This window comes from Ruegeria sp. BG8 (assembly GCF_056538325.1).
Genome location: NZ_JBQFSZ010000005.1, coordinates 255,729 through 273,165 on the forward strand (window position 1 = coordinate 255,729; position 17,437 = coordinate 273,165).

At 55.4% G+C, this 17,437-nt stretch carries 15 protein-coding genes; 6 read left to right on the forward strand and 9 right to left on the reverse strand.

All coding sequences use genetic code 11. The features are described 5' to 3' along the window. Position 1: 1 nt before the first annotated feature. The 6 genes from ACR0DG_RS12555 (at position 2) to ACR0DG_RS12580 (ending at position 7,473) form a co-directional block, all read left to right on the forward strand. Positions 2–1,657, forward strand: coding sequence for an alpha-amylase family glycosyl hydrolase (locus ACR0DG_RS12555; protein ID WP_480696846.1), 1,656 nt, complete (start codon positions 2–4; stop codon positions 1,655–1,657). Positions 1,658–1,660: 3 nt separating this feature from the next. Continuing rightward, positions 1,661–2,743 (forward strand): ABC transporter ATP-binding protein, encoded by a 1,083-nt coding sequence (locus ACR0DG_RS12560; protein ID WP_480696844.1) that lies wholly within the window; start codon positions 1,661–1,663, stop codon positions 2,741–2,743. A gap of 202 nt (positions 2,744–2,945) precedes the next feature. Then, positions 2,946–4,058 (forward strand): extracellular solute-binding protein, encoded by a 1,113-nt coding sequence (locus tag ACR0DG_RS12565; RefSeq protein WP_480696842.1) that lies wholly within the window; start codon positions 2,946–2,948, stop codon positions 4,056–4,058. A gap of 114 nt (positions 4,059–4,172) precedes the next feature. Beyond that, the gene (locus ACR0DG_RS12570; protein ID WP_480696840.1) at positions 4,173–5,285 is read left to right on the forward strand and encodes an ABC transporter ATP-binding protein; all 1,113 of its coding nucleotides are present in this window, start codon (positions 4,173–4,175) and stop codon (positions 5,283–5,285) included. Positions 5,286–5,299: 14 nt separating this feature from the next. Continuing rightward, positions 5,300–6,220: an ABC transporter permease gene (locus ACR0DG_RS12575; protein WP_480696838.1), complete on the forward strand. Its 921-nt coding sequence runs from the start codon at positions 5,300–5,302 to the stop codon at positions 6,218–6,220. After that, on the forward strand, positions 6,217–7,473 hold the full coding sequence (locus ACR0DG_RS12580; RefSeq protein ID WP_480696836.1) for an ABC transporter permease: 1,257 nt from the start codon (positions 6,217–6,219) through the stop codon (positions 7,471–7,473). The genes ACR0DG_RS12575 and ACR0DG_RS12580 overlap by 4 nt, the downstream gene beginning before the upstream one ends. Positions 7,474–7,509: 36 nt before the next feature. On the opposite strand, the gene ACR0DG_RS12585 is transcribed toward ACR0DG_RS12580, so the two are convergent. From ACR0DG_RS12585 to ACR0DG_RS12625, 9 genes are read right to left on the reverse strand one after another with little or no spacing between them, the layout of a single operon-like run. After that, positions 7,510–9,429 (reverse strand): beta-galactosidase, encoded by a 1,920-nt coding sequence (locus tag ACR0DG_RS12585; RefSeq protein ID WP_480696834.1) that lies wholly within the window; start codon positions 9,427–9,429, stop codon positions 7,510–7,512. Next, positions 9,426–10,286 carry an SMP-30/gluconolactonase/LRE family protein gene (locus ACR0DG_RS12590; protein ID WP_480696832.1) on the reverse strand — a complete coding sequence of 287 codons (861 nt, stop codon included), beginning with the start codon at positions 10,284–10,286 and terminating at the stop codon, positions 9,426–9,428. The genes ACR0DG_RS12585 and ACR0DG_RS12590 overlap by 4 nt, the downstream gene beginning before the upstream one ends. Then, a complete protein-coding gene (locus tag ACR0DG_RS12595) occupies positions 10,283–10,888 on the reverse strand; it encodes a 2-dehydro-3-deoxy-6-phosphogalactonate aldolase (protein ID WP_480696830.1) in 606 nt (201 codons plus the stop codon). Before ACR0DG_RS12595 ends, ACR0DG_RS12590 begins: the two co-directional genes overlap by 4 nt. Continuing rightward, the gene (locus tag ACR0DG_RS12600; protein WP_480696828.1) at positions 10,885–11,778 is read right to left on the reverse strand and encodes a 2-dehydro-3-deoxygalactonokinase; all 894 of its coding nucleotides are present in this window, start codon (positions 11,776–11,778) and stop codon (positions 10,885–10,887) included. Before ACR0DG_RS12600 ends, ACR0DG_RS12595 begins: the two co-directional genes overlap by 4 nt. Before the next feature lie 4 nt (positions 11,779–11,782). Then, positions 11,783–12,550: an SDR family NAD(P)-dependent oxidoreductase gene (locus ACR0DG_RS12605; RefSeq protein WP_480696826.1), complete on the reverse strand. Its 768-nt coding sequence runs from the start codon at positions 12,548–12,550 to the stop codon at positions 11,783–11,785. Beyond that, positions 12,550–14,259 carry an IlvD/Edd family dehydratase gene (locus tag ACR0DG_RS12610; protein WP_480696824.1) on the reverse strand — a complete coding sequence of 570 codons (1,710 nt, stop codon included), beginning with the start codon at positions 14,257–14,259 and terminating at the stop codon, positions 12,550–12,552. Before ACR0DG_RS12610 ends, ACR0DG_RS12605 begins: the two co-directional genes overlap by 1 nt. Before the next feature lie 13 nt (positions 14,260–14,272). Next, positions 14,273–15,613, reverse strand: a complete 1,341-nt coding sequence (gene melA, locus ACR0DG_RS12615; protein ID WP_480696822.1) for an alpha-galactosidase — start codon at positions 15,611–15,613, stop codon at positions 14,273–14,275. 22 nt (positions 15,614–15,635) lie between these two features. Then, positions 15,636–16,484, reverse strand: coding sequence for a carbohydrate ABC transporter permease (locus ACR0DG_RS12620; RefSeq protein WP_480696820.1), 849 nt, complete (start codon positions 16,482–16,484; stop codon positions 15,636–15,638). A 1-nt stretch (position 16,485) separates the two neighbouring features. Then, on the reverse strand, positions 16,486–17,415 hold the full coding sequence (locus ACR0DG_RS12625) for a carbohydrate ABC transporter permease (protein ID WP_480696818.1): 930 nt from the start codon (positions 17,413–17,415) through the stop codon (positions 16,486–16,488). Between the last annotated feature and the right edge of the window lie 22 nt (positions 17,416–17,437).

A 17,437-nucleotide genomic window follows, 5' to 3' on the forward strand; every position in this document is an offset into this window, starting at 1 on the left:
GATGAACGTGCAAAACAGTGTGAAAACGTCAAACTCAACCAAAGCAAACGCGGATTGGTGGCGCGGCGGGGTGATTTATCAGATCTACCCGCGCAGCTTTCAGGATAGTAACGGTGACGGGATCGGCGACCTGAAGGGCATCACGCAGCGTCTTGGCTATATTGCCTCTCTTGGGGTCGATGCGATTTGGATATCTCCGTTCTTCAAATCCCCGATGAAGGACTTCGGCTATGATGTCAGCGATTATCGGGATGTTGATCCGATGTTTGGCACAATGGCTGATTTCAAGGATCTGCTGGATCAGGCGCATTGTCATGGCCTGAAGGTGATGATTGATCTGGTTCTGTCGCACACGTCGGACCAGCACCCTTGGTTCAGTGAAAGCCGCGCAAATCGGGAAAACCCGAAATCGGATTGGTACGTTTGGGCCGATCCCAAACCGGATGGAACGCCCCCTAACAACTGGTTGTCGATATTCGGCGGCTCTGCATGGCAATGGGATGCACGTCGGCTGCAGTATTACCTTCACAATTTTCTGACGTCGCAGCCAGACCTGAATTTTCATTGCAAGGATGTACAGGACGCGCTGCTGGATGTTGCAAGGTTTTGGCTGGATTTGGGTGTCGATGGGTTCCGTCTGGACACGATCAACTTCTATTTTCACGACGACCAACTGCGTGACAATCCCGGTCTGCCGCTGGATCAGCGCAACGCGTCGATTGCCCCGATGGTCAATCCGTACAACCACCAGGATCACCTGTATTCAAAAAGCCAGCCGGAAAACATCGCGTTCCTTGAACGTCTACGGGCGCTGACCGACGAATACGAAGGTCGCGCCTGTTTGGGCGAGGTTGGTGACGCCCAACGCGGTCTTGAGATCATGGGAGAGTACACGTCCGGCGATAAGCGCATGCACATGTGTTATGCCTTTGAGTTTCTTGAAAAGCGTAAACTGACGGCGCCTTATGCCAAACAAGTCTTCGATCAGCTTGAGGATAAGGCCGGTGATGCGTGGCCCTGTTGGGCGTTCTCTAACCATGACGTGCAGCGCCATGCGTCTCGATGGGATCTGGACGATACGGCTATCCGTCAATACGCGGTTTTGATGATGTGCCTGCGCGGTTCAGCTTGCCTATATCAAGGCGAGGAACTGGGCCTGCCCGAAGCAGACGTCGCATTCGAAGATTTGCAGGACCCGTACGGCATCGAATTCTGGCCCGAGTTTAAGGGTCGCGATGGGTGCCGAACGCCAATGGTCTGGACGTCACAGGACGAGCAATCCGGGTTTAGCACCAGCCGCCCTTGGTTGCCGGTCAGTTCGGCGCAGGCAGAACGCGCGGTAGATCGGCTTGAAAGGGGCCAGAACTCCTTGCTGCATCATTATCGTGCTGCGATTGCCCTTCGGCATGCTCATCCGGCGTTGATGACGGGCTCTCAAGAGCAGATGACCGAAACAGGATCTGTTCTCACGTTCTTTCGCGAAGACGCAGGTGAGCGCGTATTTTGCGCCTTTAACCTCGGGACAGACACCGCTGAGGTCGGCTTGCCGCAAGGCAGTTGGCGGGTGATCGGGGAGGAATTGGGCAGCGTTGCGGGAACAGGGACGGTGTCCCTGGACGCTGCCCAATTCTGTTTGATGGTCGAAGAGAAGGGATAAGCCATGTCAGAACTCAATCTCACGGATGTGGCCAAAACCTATGGCAACGTTGATGTCCTTAAAAATATCAATCTGGACATCGAAACCGGTGAACTGATTGTTTTCGTGGGCCCGTCTGGGTGCGGGAAGTCCACATTGCTTCGGATGATTGCCGGGCTCGAAAAAATCTCGGGGGGAACGCTTGAGATTGAGGGTCAGGTGATGAACGACGTGCCCCCGGCACAGCGTGGCATCGCGATGGTGTTCCAAAGCTATGCGCTTTATCCCCACATGACGGTCCGTGAGAACATGGCTTTTGCGCTCAAGATCGCCAAAATGCCAGCGGCTGAAGTGGATGCCGCAGTTGAACGTGCGGCACGTATTTTGCAGCTTGAGCCGTTTCTGGATCGCTTGCCTAAGGCTTTGTCTGGCGGACAACGGCAACGTGTGGCCATCGGGCGAGCCATCGTGCGGGATCCCAAAGTGTATTTGTTCGACGAACCGTTGTCGAACCTCGACGCCGCTTTGCGGGTCGCTACGCGGATCGAAATTGCACGTCTGAAAGAGGCTATGCCGGACAGCACGATGATCTATGTCACGCATGATCAGGTTGAGGCGATGACGTTAGCCAGCCGGATCGTGGTCTTGGCGAATAAGGGAGTCGCCCAGGTTGGCACCCCGCTTGAGCTTTACGAGACACCCCAAAACGAATTTGTCGCTCAATTCATCGGCTCGCCTGCAATGAACCTTTTGCCGGGGGTAATTACGCAGACCGGCGAAAAAACCACAGTAAAACTGGATGGCGGAGGCGAGGCCGTGTCAAGCATCCCGACCAACGCGTCGGATGCGGGTAAAAAGGTCAATATCGGTGTGCGTCCAGAAGACTTTCGTCCAACAGATGAAAACCCCATTCTAGAAGGGCTGGTTGATTTCACCGAGGCGCTTGGAGAGGTGACGCTGCTATACTTTGCAGCTCATGAGGGTGCCGATCCGATGATTGCAAAGCTCCCTGGCGTTCAGCGAAACATGCGTGGTCAATCCGTCTCGGTTGCGGCAGACCCGGACAAAGTTCATCTATTTCACGATGGCATCTCAATGAGACAATAGGGTCACGGTCGCAATGCGCCACGTTCAAAACCGTGCGGCTTAAAGCGGTGCCATGACGATGGTGTTTTCCGCGAAACGACTGAATTTCATGAAAACTGGACCTATCGAAATAAGGAACTGAAACTTTTGGACTGACAGCCGTGTCGGGAAAGTCTAGCGTGTAACCACAAAAACAAAAAAGTTAACAACGGGAGAGACGACTATGACTGAACGGAAAAACCTGTCCAGACGTACAATACTCAAAGGCGCAGGGGCCGCTGCGCTTTATAGCAAAAGCGCGTTGGCTTCGTCGGGTGAAATAAACATCCTGATGTGGTCCGACTATCTGCCGCCCACTTTCCTGCAAGAGTTCGAAACCCTGACCGGCATCAAGGTGAACTATACCGGTATCGGGTCGAACGAGGAAATCATCAACAAAATGAAGGCCACCAAAGGACAGGGTTTCGACATCGTGTCGCCGACCAACAACCGCTCTTTGCAGTGGGAACCGCTAGAGTTGCTGCAGCCTTTCGACATGAACAAAGTGCCAGTTGACCTTGTGAACCCAGCTATGGCAGCGATCGGTACGGATGCGTGGAACTTTGGCGATGCAGGTGTCCACTGGTTGCCACACATCTGGGGTACTGAGGGCGTCGCTTACCGCACAGATCTGTGGTTGCCCGAGGGTGACGCGCCTTCTTATGGTGACATCTGGTCCGAAGAAAACGCTGGCAAAACCATGGGTCGCGCGCATTCGATGATGCTGGGTGCCGGTCTTTACATGGAACGCTCAGGTGAGATGGAGCCGGGTTCTGTTTGGTCTGCCTACAACGACGAAGAGACCATGCGGAAGGTTTGGGGTCAGATCACTGACTGGTGCATCGCGCGCAAAAACCGGATCAAGTTGATCTGGAACGATGCCGATACCCAAAAGAACGGCCTGTTGAATGAAGGTGTTGTTGTCGGTCAGACTTGGGATGGCCCACCTTTGGCGCTTAAATCCGCTGGTGAGCCGGTGCACTATCAGGCACCTGTCGAAGGCGCGATGGCTTGGGTCGATGGTATGTCCATTCCCACGGGCGCGGCGAATATCGACCAGATTTATGCGTTCATCGACTTCGCCTATCAGGCGAAACCGGCAGGTGTGGCAATCGACAGCCACGGCTATAACTCGCCAGTTCTGGGCGCCGACCAGTACTCTGGCGACACCTACAAAAAGAACTTTGCCGAAGCTTACCCGGGCGACTCGCTTGCCAACCTGAACCCTTGGCCTGCCGAAGCTCCTTGGTACGCCGAGACCAGAACAGAGTTCGTCAACAAGTTCAAAAGCGCCTGATCGCTTTGAAACGGTGCCCTCCGCGATGTCGCGGAGGGTTATCCGCCCGTCCGCCTATGCGTGACGGAAACAAGAAAGGTGCGCAGCGCGATCGCACCAATTGGAGATACCGAGATGAGTGCTGGGGTCGGCGTAGATCTTGAAAACCTGTGGATCCGGTTTGGCGATTTCGTCGCCGTCCGAGATGCCAACGTAAATATCAACGGTGGGGACTTTTTCTCGTTCCTAGGCCCTTCTGGGTGCGGCAAGACAACGATCCTTCGGGCAGTTTCAGGCTTTCTTGATCCAAGTGAAGGGAAGGTGCTGATCGGCGGAAAAAACATGCAGGGCATCGGGCCGAATAAACGGCCCACCGCTTTGATTTTCCAAAACCTGGCTTTATTCCCGCTGATGAAAGTGTGGGAGAACATCACCTTTTCGATGGAGATCAAAGGTGCCACGGCTGCTCGGCGTCGAAAGCGCGCTGATGAATTATTGGATATGATCGCACTTCCCGGGCAGGGGGACAAACTGCCCAGCGAATTGTCAGGTGGTCAGCGCCAACGTGTCGCGATTGCGCGCGCCTTATGTGCTGAACCAGATGTGTTGTTGTTGGACGAACCTTTGTCTGCCCTGGACCTGAAACTGCGGCAGCACATGCGCACAGAGCTACGCGAAATTCAGCAGAGGGTTGGCATTACATTTATCTACATTACGCATGATCAGGGCGAGGCGCTTACCATGTCCGACAGTATTGCGGTCATGCGAGCCGGTGTCATCGACCAGATCGCGGATGGTAAGACGATCTACAATGATCCATCCACTGCCTTTGCGGCGTCATTCGTCGGCGAAAACAACGTGTTTCGCGGAAAGATCAAGAAAATCATGGGAAATGACGCGCTAATTGCGACCAATCGTAGTGGCGATCTTGTCGCGCGCATTTCGACAGCCAATCAAGGCAAAATGAAAGAAGGCGATGCCGCGATGATGTTCGTGCGCCCCGAGGCCTTTGCGATCGCATCGACAGAGGCACCCGGAGAAAACTCTGTTACTGCGCGCGTGAAGCACGAAGAATTCGAAGGAAATGTCTTTAACATTTTCACCGAAGGTGAAGGTGGAAAAGAGATCAAGGTCTCGCTGCCGAATATCGGGCAATCATTCGAGGATCATACAGGCCAGACAATCACCCTGGAATACGAGACCCGTAATGCGGTTCTGGTTCCGGCGGGTGAATTGGCGGCGGAATAAGGGGGATAGAAAAGATGCCCCGGTTCCTGAAAGAATTCTTCAATCGCAATGGCACTGGAATGGGTCTGGCGATCCTGGGTCTGGTGATCTTTTGGACGATCGGACTGATCATTCTGCCGCAATTGTCGATGTTGGACTTTTCGTTCCGCCCGAACTTACCACCGCCCGAGATTGGTGGGCCGAAGGACGTCTATACCCTTGAGAATTACAAATACCTGATTTACGGCCCCGAGGGCGGCAGTCAGGACTATAATGCTGTCGATCTACGGGTGTTTTTCCGCACTTTGATTGCGGCGGTTTGCGTTACGATCTTCAATCTGATCATCTGCTATCCGATTGCGTATTATTTGGGTCAATCCAAGGGTAACCATATCCGCATCTTTGCGATCATGTTGATCATACCCTATTGGATCAACGAAATCCTGCGCGCATTCGCCTTGCGGATTATTTTTGGTGAAACCGGTGTGTTGAACACGCTCTTCGTCGGGTTGGGTATCTTTGACACACCGTTCGATTTCATCCGCAATGATATCGCGCTCTATGCCGGGCTGGGCTATGCCTACATCCTTTTGATGATCTTCCCGATTTACAACGTGATCGAAAGCCTCGATCACAATCAGATAGAGGCGGCGCGTGATCTGGGAGCACCTTGGTGGCGGATTCACTGGCGCGTTGTTATTCCTTACGCCAAGCCGGGCATTAGCTCTGGCTGTACAATGGTGTTTATGCTGTCCGCAGGGGCGCTGGCTGCGCCGCAGATTTTGGGTGGGCCGTCCTCGTTGTGGTTTACGCAACTGATCTACCAGCAATTCAACGATAACAATGACTGGCCGCAGGGCGCGGCATACGCAATCGTTCTACTGGTAACCTGTATCCTGTTTGTGCTTGCCGTCATGCGCCTGTTCAAGGTGAACATGGGGGATATCGGGAAATGAACCTGTCCTTCCTGCGTGTCAGCATTTGGGTCTATCTGGCCCTGTTTTTTCTGTATCTCTTGGGCCCTCTGGTGATTATGTCGGTCACGGCCTTCAATTCGTCCGCGTTTCCGCGAATGACGCCTTGGGAATGCCTGACCTTCCAGTGGTTCGGAGAGCTATTTCAGGATCAACGCATCCTCAACGGTATCAAAAACTCGCTGATCATCGGAGCTGGTACCGTTGTCCTGTCAGTGGCGATGGGTCTGGCGGGCGCGCTGATGCTGACGCAGATATGGCCCAAGCTGCGTGCGACCTATTACACGATCATCATCGCGCCGATCCTGATTCCGGGCGTGGTTCTGGGTATCTCGACGCTGGTGTTCTGGGACCGCATCAATCGCATGTTGGGGCTGGGTGCCGACAGCGTTCTGTCGAACGGAATCTTCCTGACCGTTATTGGCCAGTCCACCTTTATCGCGAGCTATTGCATGCTTGTTCTGGTCGCCCGTTTGCAGCGTTACGATGTGGCTTTGACCGAGGCGGCACTGGACCTGGGTGCAAGCCACGCGCAGGCGTTTCGCAAGATTTTGTTGCCATTCATGCGTCCTGCCATCGCCAGCGCGGCCGTATTGGCGTTTCTTGCATCCTTCGAGAACTACAACACGACGACTTTCACTTTTGGTGAATATCCGACGCTTACAATCGAATTGGCGCAGAAGGTCCGTTATGGCATCACGCCGTCGATCTCGGCGTTGGCGTTTATCATTGTAGCGCTCACCATTTTCTTTGCATTGTTGAACGAGGCAAAGCTCAAGCGTCAGGAACTGGTTGCAGCGGCTCGTAAAAATGCGACCGTGGAAGAACTGGCAGGCAAGATCAAATTGCCCGGTTTCTTTGCGGGCAACATGGCTGCTGTGTTTCTGGTCATCTTCGCAATCGCAACGATTACTGTCGTCGGAACGGCCACCGCGTATAATCCTGCGCAGTGCATCGCCAACGTGAAAGAGCAAAAGCAGTTGGAAGCGGAACAGCGTATTCAGGAATTGCGCAAACAGCGCGAAGAACAACGCAAACAGCGAGAGGCCGAAGAGGCCGAACAGGGCGGCGCTCAACAGTCCGCACCCAAACCTTCGAACAACAGTGGCTTTGGTAACGTCTTTGCGCCCAATGCTTTGGGCGGAGGAGATGCGGAAACGGAAAGCGCACCGGAACCCTCAGGGAACGGAGGGTTCGGTGGGGCGTTCGATCCAAACAGTCTCAAGTCTGAATAACAGGCGCTGATCTGTGCTGTTTCCCATTGGCAGAGGTTAGTCCTCTGCCAATTCACCCTTTTTCAGGATGGTGACATCGCAGGCGTCGATCACATGACCATTCCACGTCACCGGTTGAGCGTTGTAATTGATCAGGAACGTGTGCTCTGCCGTGTCACGGCGGCGCAGGCCGCCGGGCATATCGTGCAGCGTCAACCCTGCGTGGCGCCCAGCCATGTTGACTACACGGTCCCAGAGCGTTTCGTCTGGGAAACCAGCCAGATACCATAGTTTTTCAGTGCCTTTCAGCGCAGCCGTTCCATCCGCAAAGGTCAGCAGGTCGGGCGCGGCACCGGACAAGCGATCAACCCAATGCAACGCGGCCCCACCATCGACCACTGTGCGATGAGTCGTCGGCGGAAGCGTTTCGACCAAGTCGACGTTGACGTTCAATTCGGCCAGGCCGGGCCGGCCAGACCCGGGGATCTGAAAATCTCGCGTGATCGCGCCAGAACGTGGCCCAAGGATTGCCAGATCGCAACCTTTGATCAGCCGCTCTTCCAGTGCGTCGTTCATTGTGGCAAGGCCGGGGGCCACGATCACCTTATACCCCTTTTCGGGGATGGCATCGGGAGACAGGAAATCGACAGACAACCCAGCACGCCGCAAGGCGCGGTATGCTGAGAAAACAAGGCGGAAATAGTCAAAGCCTGCCCCATGCGGCAGCGTCGCCCATGCCCAATCCGAGGCATAGTCAAACACGATTGCCACTTGGGCCTGTTCCTGTGTCACATCCCCCAATTTCGCCAACGTGTCAGCGGTACGCCGCGCTTCGGCGGATGCCGGAGCGGGTTCGCTGTTGGATGTCAGCAATCCGGCATGCATTTGTTCTTGCGCGAAAGGGGCCTGCCGCCATCGGAAATAGCTGACGACCTCTGCCCCATGCGCCACCGCCTCAAGCGACCAAAGACGCACCATACCAGGAAGAGGGGCGGGGTTATAAGGTGCCCAGTTTACCGGACCCGGCTGCTGTTCCATGATCCACCAGCGGCCACGGCCAACGGCGCGGTACAAGTCATGGTGAAAGGCTTGCATGTCGGGATCACCTTGCTGGAGGAACGCCGCCTTGTGCGCGTCATCCGCTTCGAGCCGATCAGACAGAAAGCCGATCGGATAGCTGTCCCATGTTGCAATATCCAGGTCTGCGCCAACCTTAAAGTGGTCGAACTCCAACACCCGGCCCATGTAATTGTGCAGCAGCGGCGCATCTGTCATCGGACGCAAGACATCGACCTGGGCCTTGTTAAACACTGCCACCTGATCCGAGCTGAAACGACGGAAGGCCAAAACATGCGCTGGGTTGGGCACCGTCACGGTCAGGTTAGGCAGGTCAATATCATCGAAGTTGGCATATTCCATTGACCAGAAAACGTTGCCCCATGCCTCGTTCAACGCGGCAATAGTTCCGTATTCCCGTTCAAGCCAAGACCGAAACGCGGCCAATGCCGGGTTGCTGTAACTCAGCGTCGTGTCATGGCAGCCATATTCGTTGTCGGTCTGCCATGCAGCGACATGAGGGTTGCGACCATATCGTTCGCCCAGAATGTGGGTGATCCGTTCACATTCCTCAATGTACCCTTGATGGCTGAAACAGTAGTGCCGGCGTGATCCAAACTTGCGCGGATGCCCTTCCTCATCATAGGCCAGCATGTCGGGATGCTTTTCCAGCATCCACCGAGGTGGGGTCGCAGTTGGCGTTCCCAAAACGACTTTCAAACCAGCTGCGCCAAGCGTGTCGATTGCCTTATCCAGCCATTCCAATTGCAGGTCGCCAGGTGTGGGTTCCATACGGCTCCATGCGAATTCGCCGATCCTGACCCAAGTCAGACCTGTATCGACCATGCGCGCAGCGTCCTCGGCCCAGGTGTCTTCGGGCCAATGTTCGGGATAGTAGCAAACACCAAGTTCAGGTTTCATATGATCACTCTGTGTTCTGGCTGGCCTTGGCCAACATCGCTTGCGCTGAAGGTCATGCCATTTGACGGATGTGTTTCCAAAGTTGCTGCATCCAGGCCTTGGCGGGCCGTTGTGCAAAACAAGGTGGTCAAGTCAGGCCCACCAAAAGCCGGGCAAGATGTATGTGCGGCATCGAACTGCACGGCTTTGATGAGCTGGCCGTTTTGATCATAAGCCGCGACCCGATGAGCACCCCATTGGGCGATCCAGATATTGCTGTCCTGATCCACTACTGCGCCGTCCGGATTCAGATCCTGGTCGCGCAGATCCACGAAAACCGTACTTTCCCCTTCGGGCCAACCGTTTTCTTGGTTCAAAGACCAACGCATCACCTTTTGGGTCGCGGTGTCTGTGAAATAAACGCATGAGCGATCGGGCGCAAAACAGATTGCGTTCGAAATTGTTACGTCCGGAACGAGCCGTCGTAGTTCGCCGCGCCAATAACGGTAGATTGACCCGGCATGTCGTTCTGCCTTTTTGCCCATTGTGCCAATCCAGAAGCCGCCCCAAGGGTCCGCGCGGCCATCATTTGATCGCGTAATAGGGTTGTCGGCTTCGAGTGGCACGATCAACTCTTGTGCGCCGGTCGTCATGTTAAAACGCCACAAGCCGGTTTCGGACGCCATAAACAGCGTCTCTTGATCCACCCAGCCAGCTGCCGAGACAAATTCGGAAAACTGCCAATTGCGTTGCTCACCGTCTTGCTGCGTCATAAGACGTTTGCCCAGAATATCGAACCAGAACAATTGGTTCCGCTCTGGGTGCCACAATGGCCCTTCGCCCAATTCACAAGGACGGTCGTCAAAAACAATACTCATCCGGTTGCCTTGTCGTACGCGCTAACAATCTGTGCTGCGCGGTCCGCAATCTCGGGAACAGACATGCCCGGCTTGAACAAAGCCGATCCTATTCCAAAGCCATCGGCGCCCGCTTTGATCCATTCGCCGAAATTCCCAGGGCCTGCGCCACCGACAGCGTAGACCTGTGTGCCTGTCGGCAATATCGGCCGCAGAGCTGCCAAACCAGTCGGGCCCGCCATAACACCGGGAAACAGTTTGAGCCCTGTGGCCCCAGCCTGCAGCGCTGCGAAGGCTTCGGTTGGCGTGAAGATCCCGGGCCAGCTTTGCAGGTTCAAGGCGACCGAGCGTCGGATGACCTCAACGTCGCAGTTGGGCGAAACGATCAGCTTTCCACCGACATTTGCGACCTCTTCGACTTGTTCTGGGGTGAGAACGGTCCCGGCACCGATCAAGGCGCGATCTCCGAACTGGTCGGCCAGACGTTTGATGCTGTCCAAAGGATCGGGCGAATTAAGAGGGACTTCTATCTGATCAATTCCGGCGTCGATCAATACTTGCCCGACGTCTTCGGCCTCTGCAGGGGTGAGGCCTCGTAGGATTGCGATAATGGGGCGGCTCATGCTGTTTGTCTCGTCAGGTTTCGGGCCTGCTGCAGGCCAGATAGAGTTGAATTGGTGTCATCAGAAATCTCGACAGATGCGCCTTGCTGCTTAAGAGCTTGCGCATAGATCTTCGATAATCCTTCTGCACCAATGATCGCGATTTGCTGACCCAACCAGTACGGTCGCGTGGCTGCAAGTTCTGAACCAATCAACAGACCCGATAGACGGGCGCTTGCAATGCCTTTGTCTTGTGCTTGCAAAAGGTCTGCAGCGCGCAGGGTAAACAACCGGCCTGCCAATTGATCCGGTTTGGCAATTGCATCGGCCGTGGCTTCAGCGAAGGCTTCATCGTCCCAACCATCGCCAACTGAATGCCTAAGGACGGATTGTCCGCGCAGCAGGTTGAACAATTCGCCGGTCATGAACGTCCGAAAGCTGACAACTTCGCTCGCACTGACCTGAACCCATTTTGTATGTGTGCCGGGCAGGCAAATCACGCCATCCCAATTGCTTCGACCGGCCAGATAGCCGGCGATCTGAGTTTCCTCGCCACGCATCACATCCGGCGGGCTGGCCTGTTTAAGGCCGGGAACCACGAATGCACGAATACGGGGGTCTGTACCGGGCACGCGGATCGGCGGGGCAGGAACAGGAGCGGAAGGAACAGAGCCATAGGGGGCTTCCACCCATCCCTGACGTGCGCCGACCATACCACAGGCCACCACGTCAATGGGTGTAGTGTCGAGCCAGTCGCTGATAAGTTCCAACAGTGCACCCTGAAACTCATCTTTACTCAGGCGTGCCATGCCTTTTTCGGATTGCGCCTGATCCACAACCTTGTTTCCCTGCATGGCCCAAACCCGCAGGTGTGAGGTGCCCCAATCTACCGCGATCCATTCGATAGTCATGACGTTACCCCGTTACCACCACGCCGCCATCCACGACCATACACTGGCCCGTCATTGCGCGGCTGGCCTGTGACGCTAGGAAAAGCGTCGGTGAGATCATATCTTCAGGCTTGAGATGTTCCTTGAGACACTGGCGATCCAGATGAGCGGCCAAGTCTTCGGGCGTAGCCCAAAGATCAATCTGTTTTTGCGTCAGAACCCAACCGGGGGCCAATGCATTAACGCGGATGTTCTGTGGCCCAAGCTCTCGGGCCAATGACCGCGTCATACCCGTGATGCCCGCATTCGATGTGGCGTAGATCGGATATCCGGCATTGCCCATCATGTAACTGATCGAGCTGAAATTGATGATTGAGCCGCCTTTACCTTGCATCTGTCGTGCGGCTTCCTGACAGGCAAAATAATAGGCTTTTAAATTTACCTCGATCATCCAGTCCCAGAATTCGGTCGTCGTTTCCTCGAGGGAATGACGTTTGTCATTGGCGGCGTTGTTGATCAAAACGCTGATCGGGCCGTGCGCCTCTTGGGCCTGTTTCATCGTGCTTCGAAGCAGGTCGGTATCCGTCATGTCGCCTTGCAGAAACAGCGGAGCGCGGCCGTGCTTTTCGCGCATTTCTTCAACAAATTCGGTGGCATCCGAGCGGCCAATAAAAGCCACCTTGGCACCCTGCGCCAGGAATCCATCGGTCAAAGATGCGCCAACCCCCGATCCACCACCGGTGATGTAAACCGAGGCACCCTCAAGGTCTTGAAATTTGGCGGGTTGGTCCATCAGTGGCTCTCTCTTGTTACGAGGCGGGTGTCTTTGCCCACTAGGAAATCAAGGTCAGCACCCTGATCAGCTTGCAGCACATGGTCGATGTAAAGTCTGGCATAGCCGCGGGTGTAGTGTGGATCCTCCGGCTGCCATTCGGCCCGGCGTGCTTCCAATTCCTGTTCATCCACTAGCAGCTCAAGTTCGCCCTTGCTGGCCGATACGCGAATGCGGTCGCCTGTTTTGACAAGCGCCAGCGTACCGCCCGCTTGGGCTTCGGGGCTGACATGCAGAATAACAGTGCCGAATGCGGTGCCTGACATGCGCGCGTCCGAGATACGGATCATGTCACGCACGCCCTCTTTCACCAGTTTTGCCGGGATTGGCATGTTGCCGACCTCAGGCATACCCGGATAGCCCTTGGGGCCACATCCTTTGAGAACCAGAATGGTCTCGGGCGTTACGGGCAGATCATCGCGATCAATATTGGCTTTCAGGTCTTCGATGCTTTCGAAAACAAACGCTTCGGCTTCGGTCTCAAGCAGTTCATCTGTTGCCGCTGAGGGTTTAACGATAGAACCGTTGGGCGCGAGATTGCCCCGCAGGACACGAAGACCAGCCGCGGGTTTAACCGGGTCATCAAAGCTTTTGATAACGTCAGAGTTATAGCATTCTGCACCTTCATAGTGGGCCGATATGTCTTTGTTCAACACGGTTTTGGCAGGGCGCAGGAACGTCTTCAGCTCGTTCAAGACGACCGGCACGCCACCCGCGTAGCAAAAATCCTCCATCAGGTATTTGCCGGATGGCATACAGTTCACAAGCAGCGGGATTTCAGAACCGATCTCAAAATCTTTCAACGTCAGGTCAACGCCAACGCGACCTGCCAGCGCCAGCAAATGAACGACGGCGTTGGTCGACCCGCCCACAGCAGCATTTGTAAGTATTGCGTTTTCAAAGGCTTCTTTTGTCAGGATGTCCGATGGTTTGAGGTCTTCGTCCACCATTTCGACAATCCGCTTGCCGGTCAGGTGCGCCAGTGCCATGCGGCGGGCGTCAACGGCGGGCAGGGCGGCGTTGGTGGGCAGGGACATGCCCATCGCCTCAACCAGTGATGCCATGGTGGATGCGGTGCCCATTGTCATGCAGACACCTTTGCTGCGCGACATGCCGGATTCTGCGTTCATGAAATCCTGCAGAGTCATTTCGCCCGCGCGGACCTCTTCCGAGAATTTCCAGACGTCCGTGCCAGAGCCGATATCTTTGCCTTTGAACTTACCGTTCAGCATCGGACCCGAGCTGACCACAATAGAGGGCAGATCGACCGAGGCCGCCCCCATCAACTGCCCCGGCGTGGTCTTGTCACAGCCGCCCAACAGAACGACGCCGTCAATGCCATAGGCGCGGATCGACTCCTCAACATCCATGGCCAGCAGATTGCGGAACAGCATTGCGGTGGGCTTCATCTGCGTCTCGCCCAGCGACATGACTGGGAATTCGACGGGGAACCCTCCGGCCTCCCACACGCCGCGTTTGACGCCCTCGGCCAGATCGCGCAGGCCAGAGTTGCAGGGGGTTAGTTCAGACCACGTGTTGCATATGCCGATAATCGGACGCCCGTCAAAGGCATGATCGGGAAAGCCCTGGTTCTTCATCCACGAGCGGTGAATGAAACCATCCTTGTCCAGCTTTCCGTACCAGTGTTCCGAGCGGCGTTTCTTGGTCATTGGCTAGGCCCTTTCAAGCGGCTTTGGCAGGCTGACACCAGTCGGGCAGCCAGTCAGAATGTGCGGTCAGTAGATCGGACACCAAATTGCGGATCTGGCGCAGGTCCAGTTCGGCGGCAGTGTGCGGGTCCATCATCGCGGCGTGATAGATGAATTCGGGGTTCTGGTCGACCAACGCCCGAACTGTCAGTTCCTGCACGTTGATCTGCGTGCGCATCAAGGCAACCAGTTGGGGCGGGATATCCGTCACGACCGAAGGTTGGACGCCGTTGCTGTCCACCAGACAGGGTGTTTCCACGGCTGCCCCGAGTGGCAATTGCGGAATTTGACCTGTGTTCGGCAGATTTCCGTAAGCCACATAGGGCGTGTCCGTGACGATCGAGTTCATGAGATCTGCGGCGAACTCATGACTGCGGGTGACCTTGATGTCACGACCATCCGTTAGCGTCTTGGCCTGTTCTTTCCAATTGGCCACCTGTTCGACGCAACGTGTTGGGTACTCGTCCAATGGGATCGAGAACTTGTCGATCAGGTCCTGCCGCCCGTCTTTGATGAACCAAGGCACATATTCTGCAAGATGTTCCGAGCTTTCGGTGCAGAAGTAACCCAGATGGTCCATTACTTCGTAACGAACCTTGTTCGGGCAACGCGGCATCAGCAGCGGTGGCTTGGGAATCTGACCGCTGGCATAGCCTTGACGCAAGGCGGGGTAGAGGTCGCGACCTTTGTGTTCCAAGCGCAAAAAGAAGGCAACGTGGTTGACGCCCGCCACCTTGTAGCGGAATTCATCTTTCGGAAGGTCCAGATCATGGGCCAGCTCTTCGACGGTATTCTGTACCGAATGGCACAGGCCAACTTGTTTGAGCGCTGGAAATTGCTCGGCCAAGGCCCAGGTGTTGATCGCCATTGGGTTGACGTATTGGAGCAACGTCGCATTCGGGCAGAGCTGCATCATATCCCGCGCCACGTCCCACAACACGGGCACGGTGCGCAGCCCGCGCATGATGCCGCCGACGCCTAGTGTGTCTGCAATGGTTTGGCGCAGGCCGTATTGCTTTGGAATTTCGAAATCGGTCACGGTACAGGGTTCGTACCCACCGACCTGAAACGCGGTAATCACGAAATCGGCCCCGTCCAGTGCCGCGCGGCGGTCTGTATGGGTGGACACTGTGGCACCGGTTCCGACTGCGCGGATCATGGCACGGGCAACGGTTTCGCTTTCGGCCAGACGCTCGGCGTCAATATCCATCAGGGCAAAATGGCTATCGGCCAGAGATGGAGTCAGAAGGGCATCGCCCACGATATTTCGCATGAAGATCGTGGAACCTGCACCAATAAAGGTAATTTTGGTCATGGGTCGGACCCCTGGTTTGACTTTATTTTACGGCACCGAGGGTCAGACCCGCGATGAAGTGTTTCTGCATGAGAAAGAACATGGCCACCGGTGGAAGAGCGGCGACAATGGATCCCGCGCTCATCAATTGATAGGCGGCGCGAAACTGCGCGTTAAAGCTGGTGATCCCTGCAGTTACCGGTTGGCTTTCCGCGCCTTGTGTCAGAACAACAGCCCAGAAATAGTCGTTCCAGATGAACGTGAAGATCAGAACGCTGAGCGCGGCAATAGCCGGTTTCATCAGTGGCAGAACAACGTACCAGAAGATGCGGACTTCGCTGATGCCTTCGACGCGCGCGGCCTCGATCAATTCGTAGGGCAGGGCACGAATGAAGTTGCGCATAAACAGGGTGCAGAACCCGGTTTGGAAGGCGATGTGGAACAGCACAAGCCCGGTCTTGGTGTTGTACAAGCCCAATTCCAGCGTCAGATCGCGCACCGGAACCATCAGGATTTGGAACGGTACGAAGTTCCCGGCAACGAACATGAAAAAGATCCAGAGGTTCGATTTGAATTTGTAGATTCCCAGCGCAAACCCAGTCATACAGCTAAGCGCGACGGCTCCGATCACGGTTGGGATGGTGATCAGGAACGAGTTCAGCAAATACCGCGGCATGTCCGAGTTGAAAAAGACCTGACCGTAGTTGAATGCGCCCTCAAAACTGGAGGGCAGGCCCCAGTAATTTGCGTTGGTAAAGTCGGCCGCCGGTTTCACCGAGAACAGAGCAACCGCAAGCAATGGCCCAAGCCACAGCAGCAACGCGATTGGAAGCATGGCCTGATAGGTAATCTGAGCGGCGCGGGGTTGTTTTTCGATTGGTTTGGGAAACATCTCAGTGCCCCTTTTCTTCGCGGTACATCGACCACAGGAAGTAAGCGATGAAACACAGCATGATGAGGAACAGGATCACGGCGATCGCTGCGCCATACCCCATTCGGAACCCGTATTCGGACAGGGCGACCTCGAACATGTAATAAGCCAGCACGCGGGACGAACCGAACGGGCCACCTTGAGTCATGATCGAGATCAGGTCGAAGCTGCGCAGCGCGCCGATGATCGTCACAACAAAGGCAATGAAAGTCGCAGGGCGCAGTTGCGGCAGGATGATGTGCCACAGCATACGTACCCCTTTTGCCCCATCCAGACGTCCGGCCTCAATCTGCTCGGGGTCGACGGCGTTCAGGCCGGTGAGATAAAGGATCATGCAGTAAGCAGTTTGCGGCCAAAGGCCTGCAACGATGATGCCGTAGGTTACGTACCGCTCGTCGCCCAAGACGTTTATTGGGCCAAGCCCGAACACTCCGAGGAATTCGTTGAGCAGTCCGAAAGTTGGGTCATAAAACCAGGTGAAGACCAAGCCTACGACGACCTGAGAGATCACGAAAGGGAAGAAGAACAGGGACTTGTACAGTCGGATGCCCCAGACCGTCTGGTTCAGGAACAATGCGATGAACAAGCCTGCCGGGATCGCTGCCAGATAGAGAACCAGCCAGATCAGGTTGTTCTTGAGCGACGTATAGAATGCATCACGATCGACCCATTCCCAATACAGATCCTCATAGTTTCGGAACCCGACATATTCGGCGGTGCCGAGCCCGTCCCATTCGTAGAGCGATAGGTTGAAAGACTGGAAAACCGGGATGATCACGTAGACCATAAAGAAGAGCAGGCCCGGAGCCAGAAATAACCAAGGTGCAATACGCTGTTGGTTTCTGTGGAACCAGCTTTCCTGCTCGGGGACGTCGGCGGTGACAACGGTCATGGGGAAACTCGGCTAGGTCAAA

Bases quoted from the DNA above. Each gene is read 5' to 3' on its own strand.
- ACR0DG_RS12555 (WP_480696846.1), top strand. From the start codon at position 2: ATGAACGTGCAAAACAGTGTGAAAACGTCAAACTCAACCAAAGCAAAC.
- ACR0DG_RS12560 (WP_480696844.1), top strand. From the start codon at position 1,661: ATGTCAGAACTCAATCTCACGGATGTGGCCAAAACCTATGGCAACGTT.
- ACR0DG_RS12565 (WP_480696842.1), top strand. From the start codon at position 2,946: ATGACTGAACGGAAAAACCTGTCCAGACGTACAATACTCAAAGGCGCA.
- ACR0DG_RS12570 (WP_480696840.1), top strand. From the start codon at position 4,173: ATGAGTGCTGGGGTCGGCGTAGATCTTGAAAACCTGTGGATCCGGTTT.
- ACR0DG_RS12575 (WP_480696838.1), top strand. From the start codon at position 5,300: ATGCCCCGGTTCCTGAAAGAATTCTTCAATCGCAATGGCACTGGAATG.
- ACR0DG_RS12580 (WP_480696836.1), top strand. From the start codon at position 6,217: ATGAACCTGTCCTTCCTGCGTGTCAGCATTTGGGTCTATCTGGCCCTG.
- ACR0DG_RS12585 (WP_480696834.1), bottom strand. From the start codon at position 9,429: ATGAAACCTGAACTTGGTGTTTGCTACTATCCCGAACATTGGCCCGAA.
- ACR0DG_RS12590 (WP_480696832.1), bottom strand. From the start codon at position 10,286: ATGAGTATTGTTTTTGACGACCGTCCTTGTGAATTGGGCGAAGGGCCA.
- ACR0DG_RS12595 (WP_480696830.1), bottom strand. From the start codon at position 10,888: ATGAGCCGCCCCATTATCGCAATCCTACGAGGCCTCACCCCTGCAGAG.
- ACR0DG_RS12600 (WP_480696828.1), bottom strand. From the start codon at position 11,778: ATGACTATCGAATGGATCGCGGTAGATTGGGGCACCTCACACCTGCGG.
- ACR0DG_RS12605 (WP_480696826.1), bottom strand. From the start codon at position 12,550: ATGGACCAACCCGCCAAATTTCAAGACCTTGAGGGTGCCTCGGTTTAC.
- ACR0DG_RS12610 (WP_480696824.1), bottom strand. From the start codon at position 14,259: ATGACCAAGAAACGCCGCTCGGAACACTGGTACGGAAAGCTGGACAAG.
- melA (WP_480696822.1), bottom strand. From the start codon at position 15,613: ATGACCAAAATTACCTTTATTGGTGCAGGTTCCACGATCTTCATGCGA.
- ACR0DG_RS12620 (WP_480696820.1), bottom strand. From the start codon at position 16,484: ATGTTTCCCAAACCAATCGAAAAACAACCCCGCGCCGCTCAGATTACC.
- ACR0DG_RS12625 (WP_480696818.1), bottom strand. From the start codon at position 17,415: ATGACCGTTGTCACCGCCGACGTCCCCGAGCAGGAAAGCTGGTTCCAC.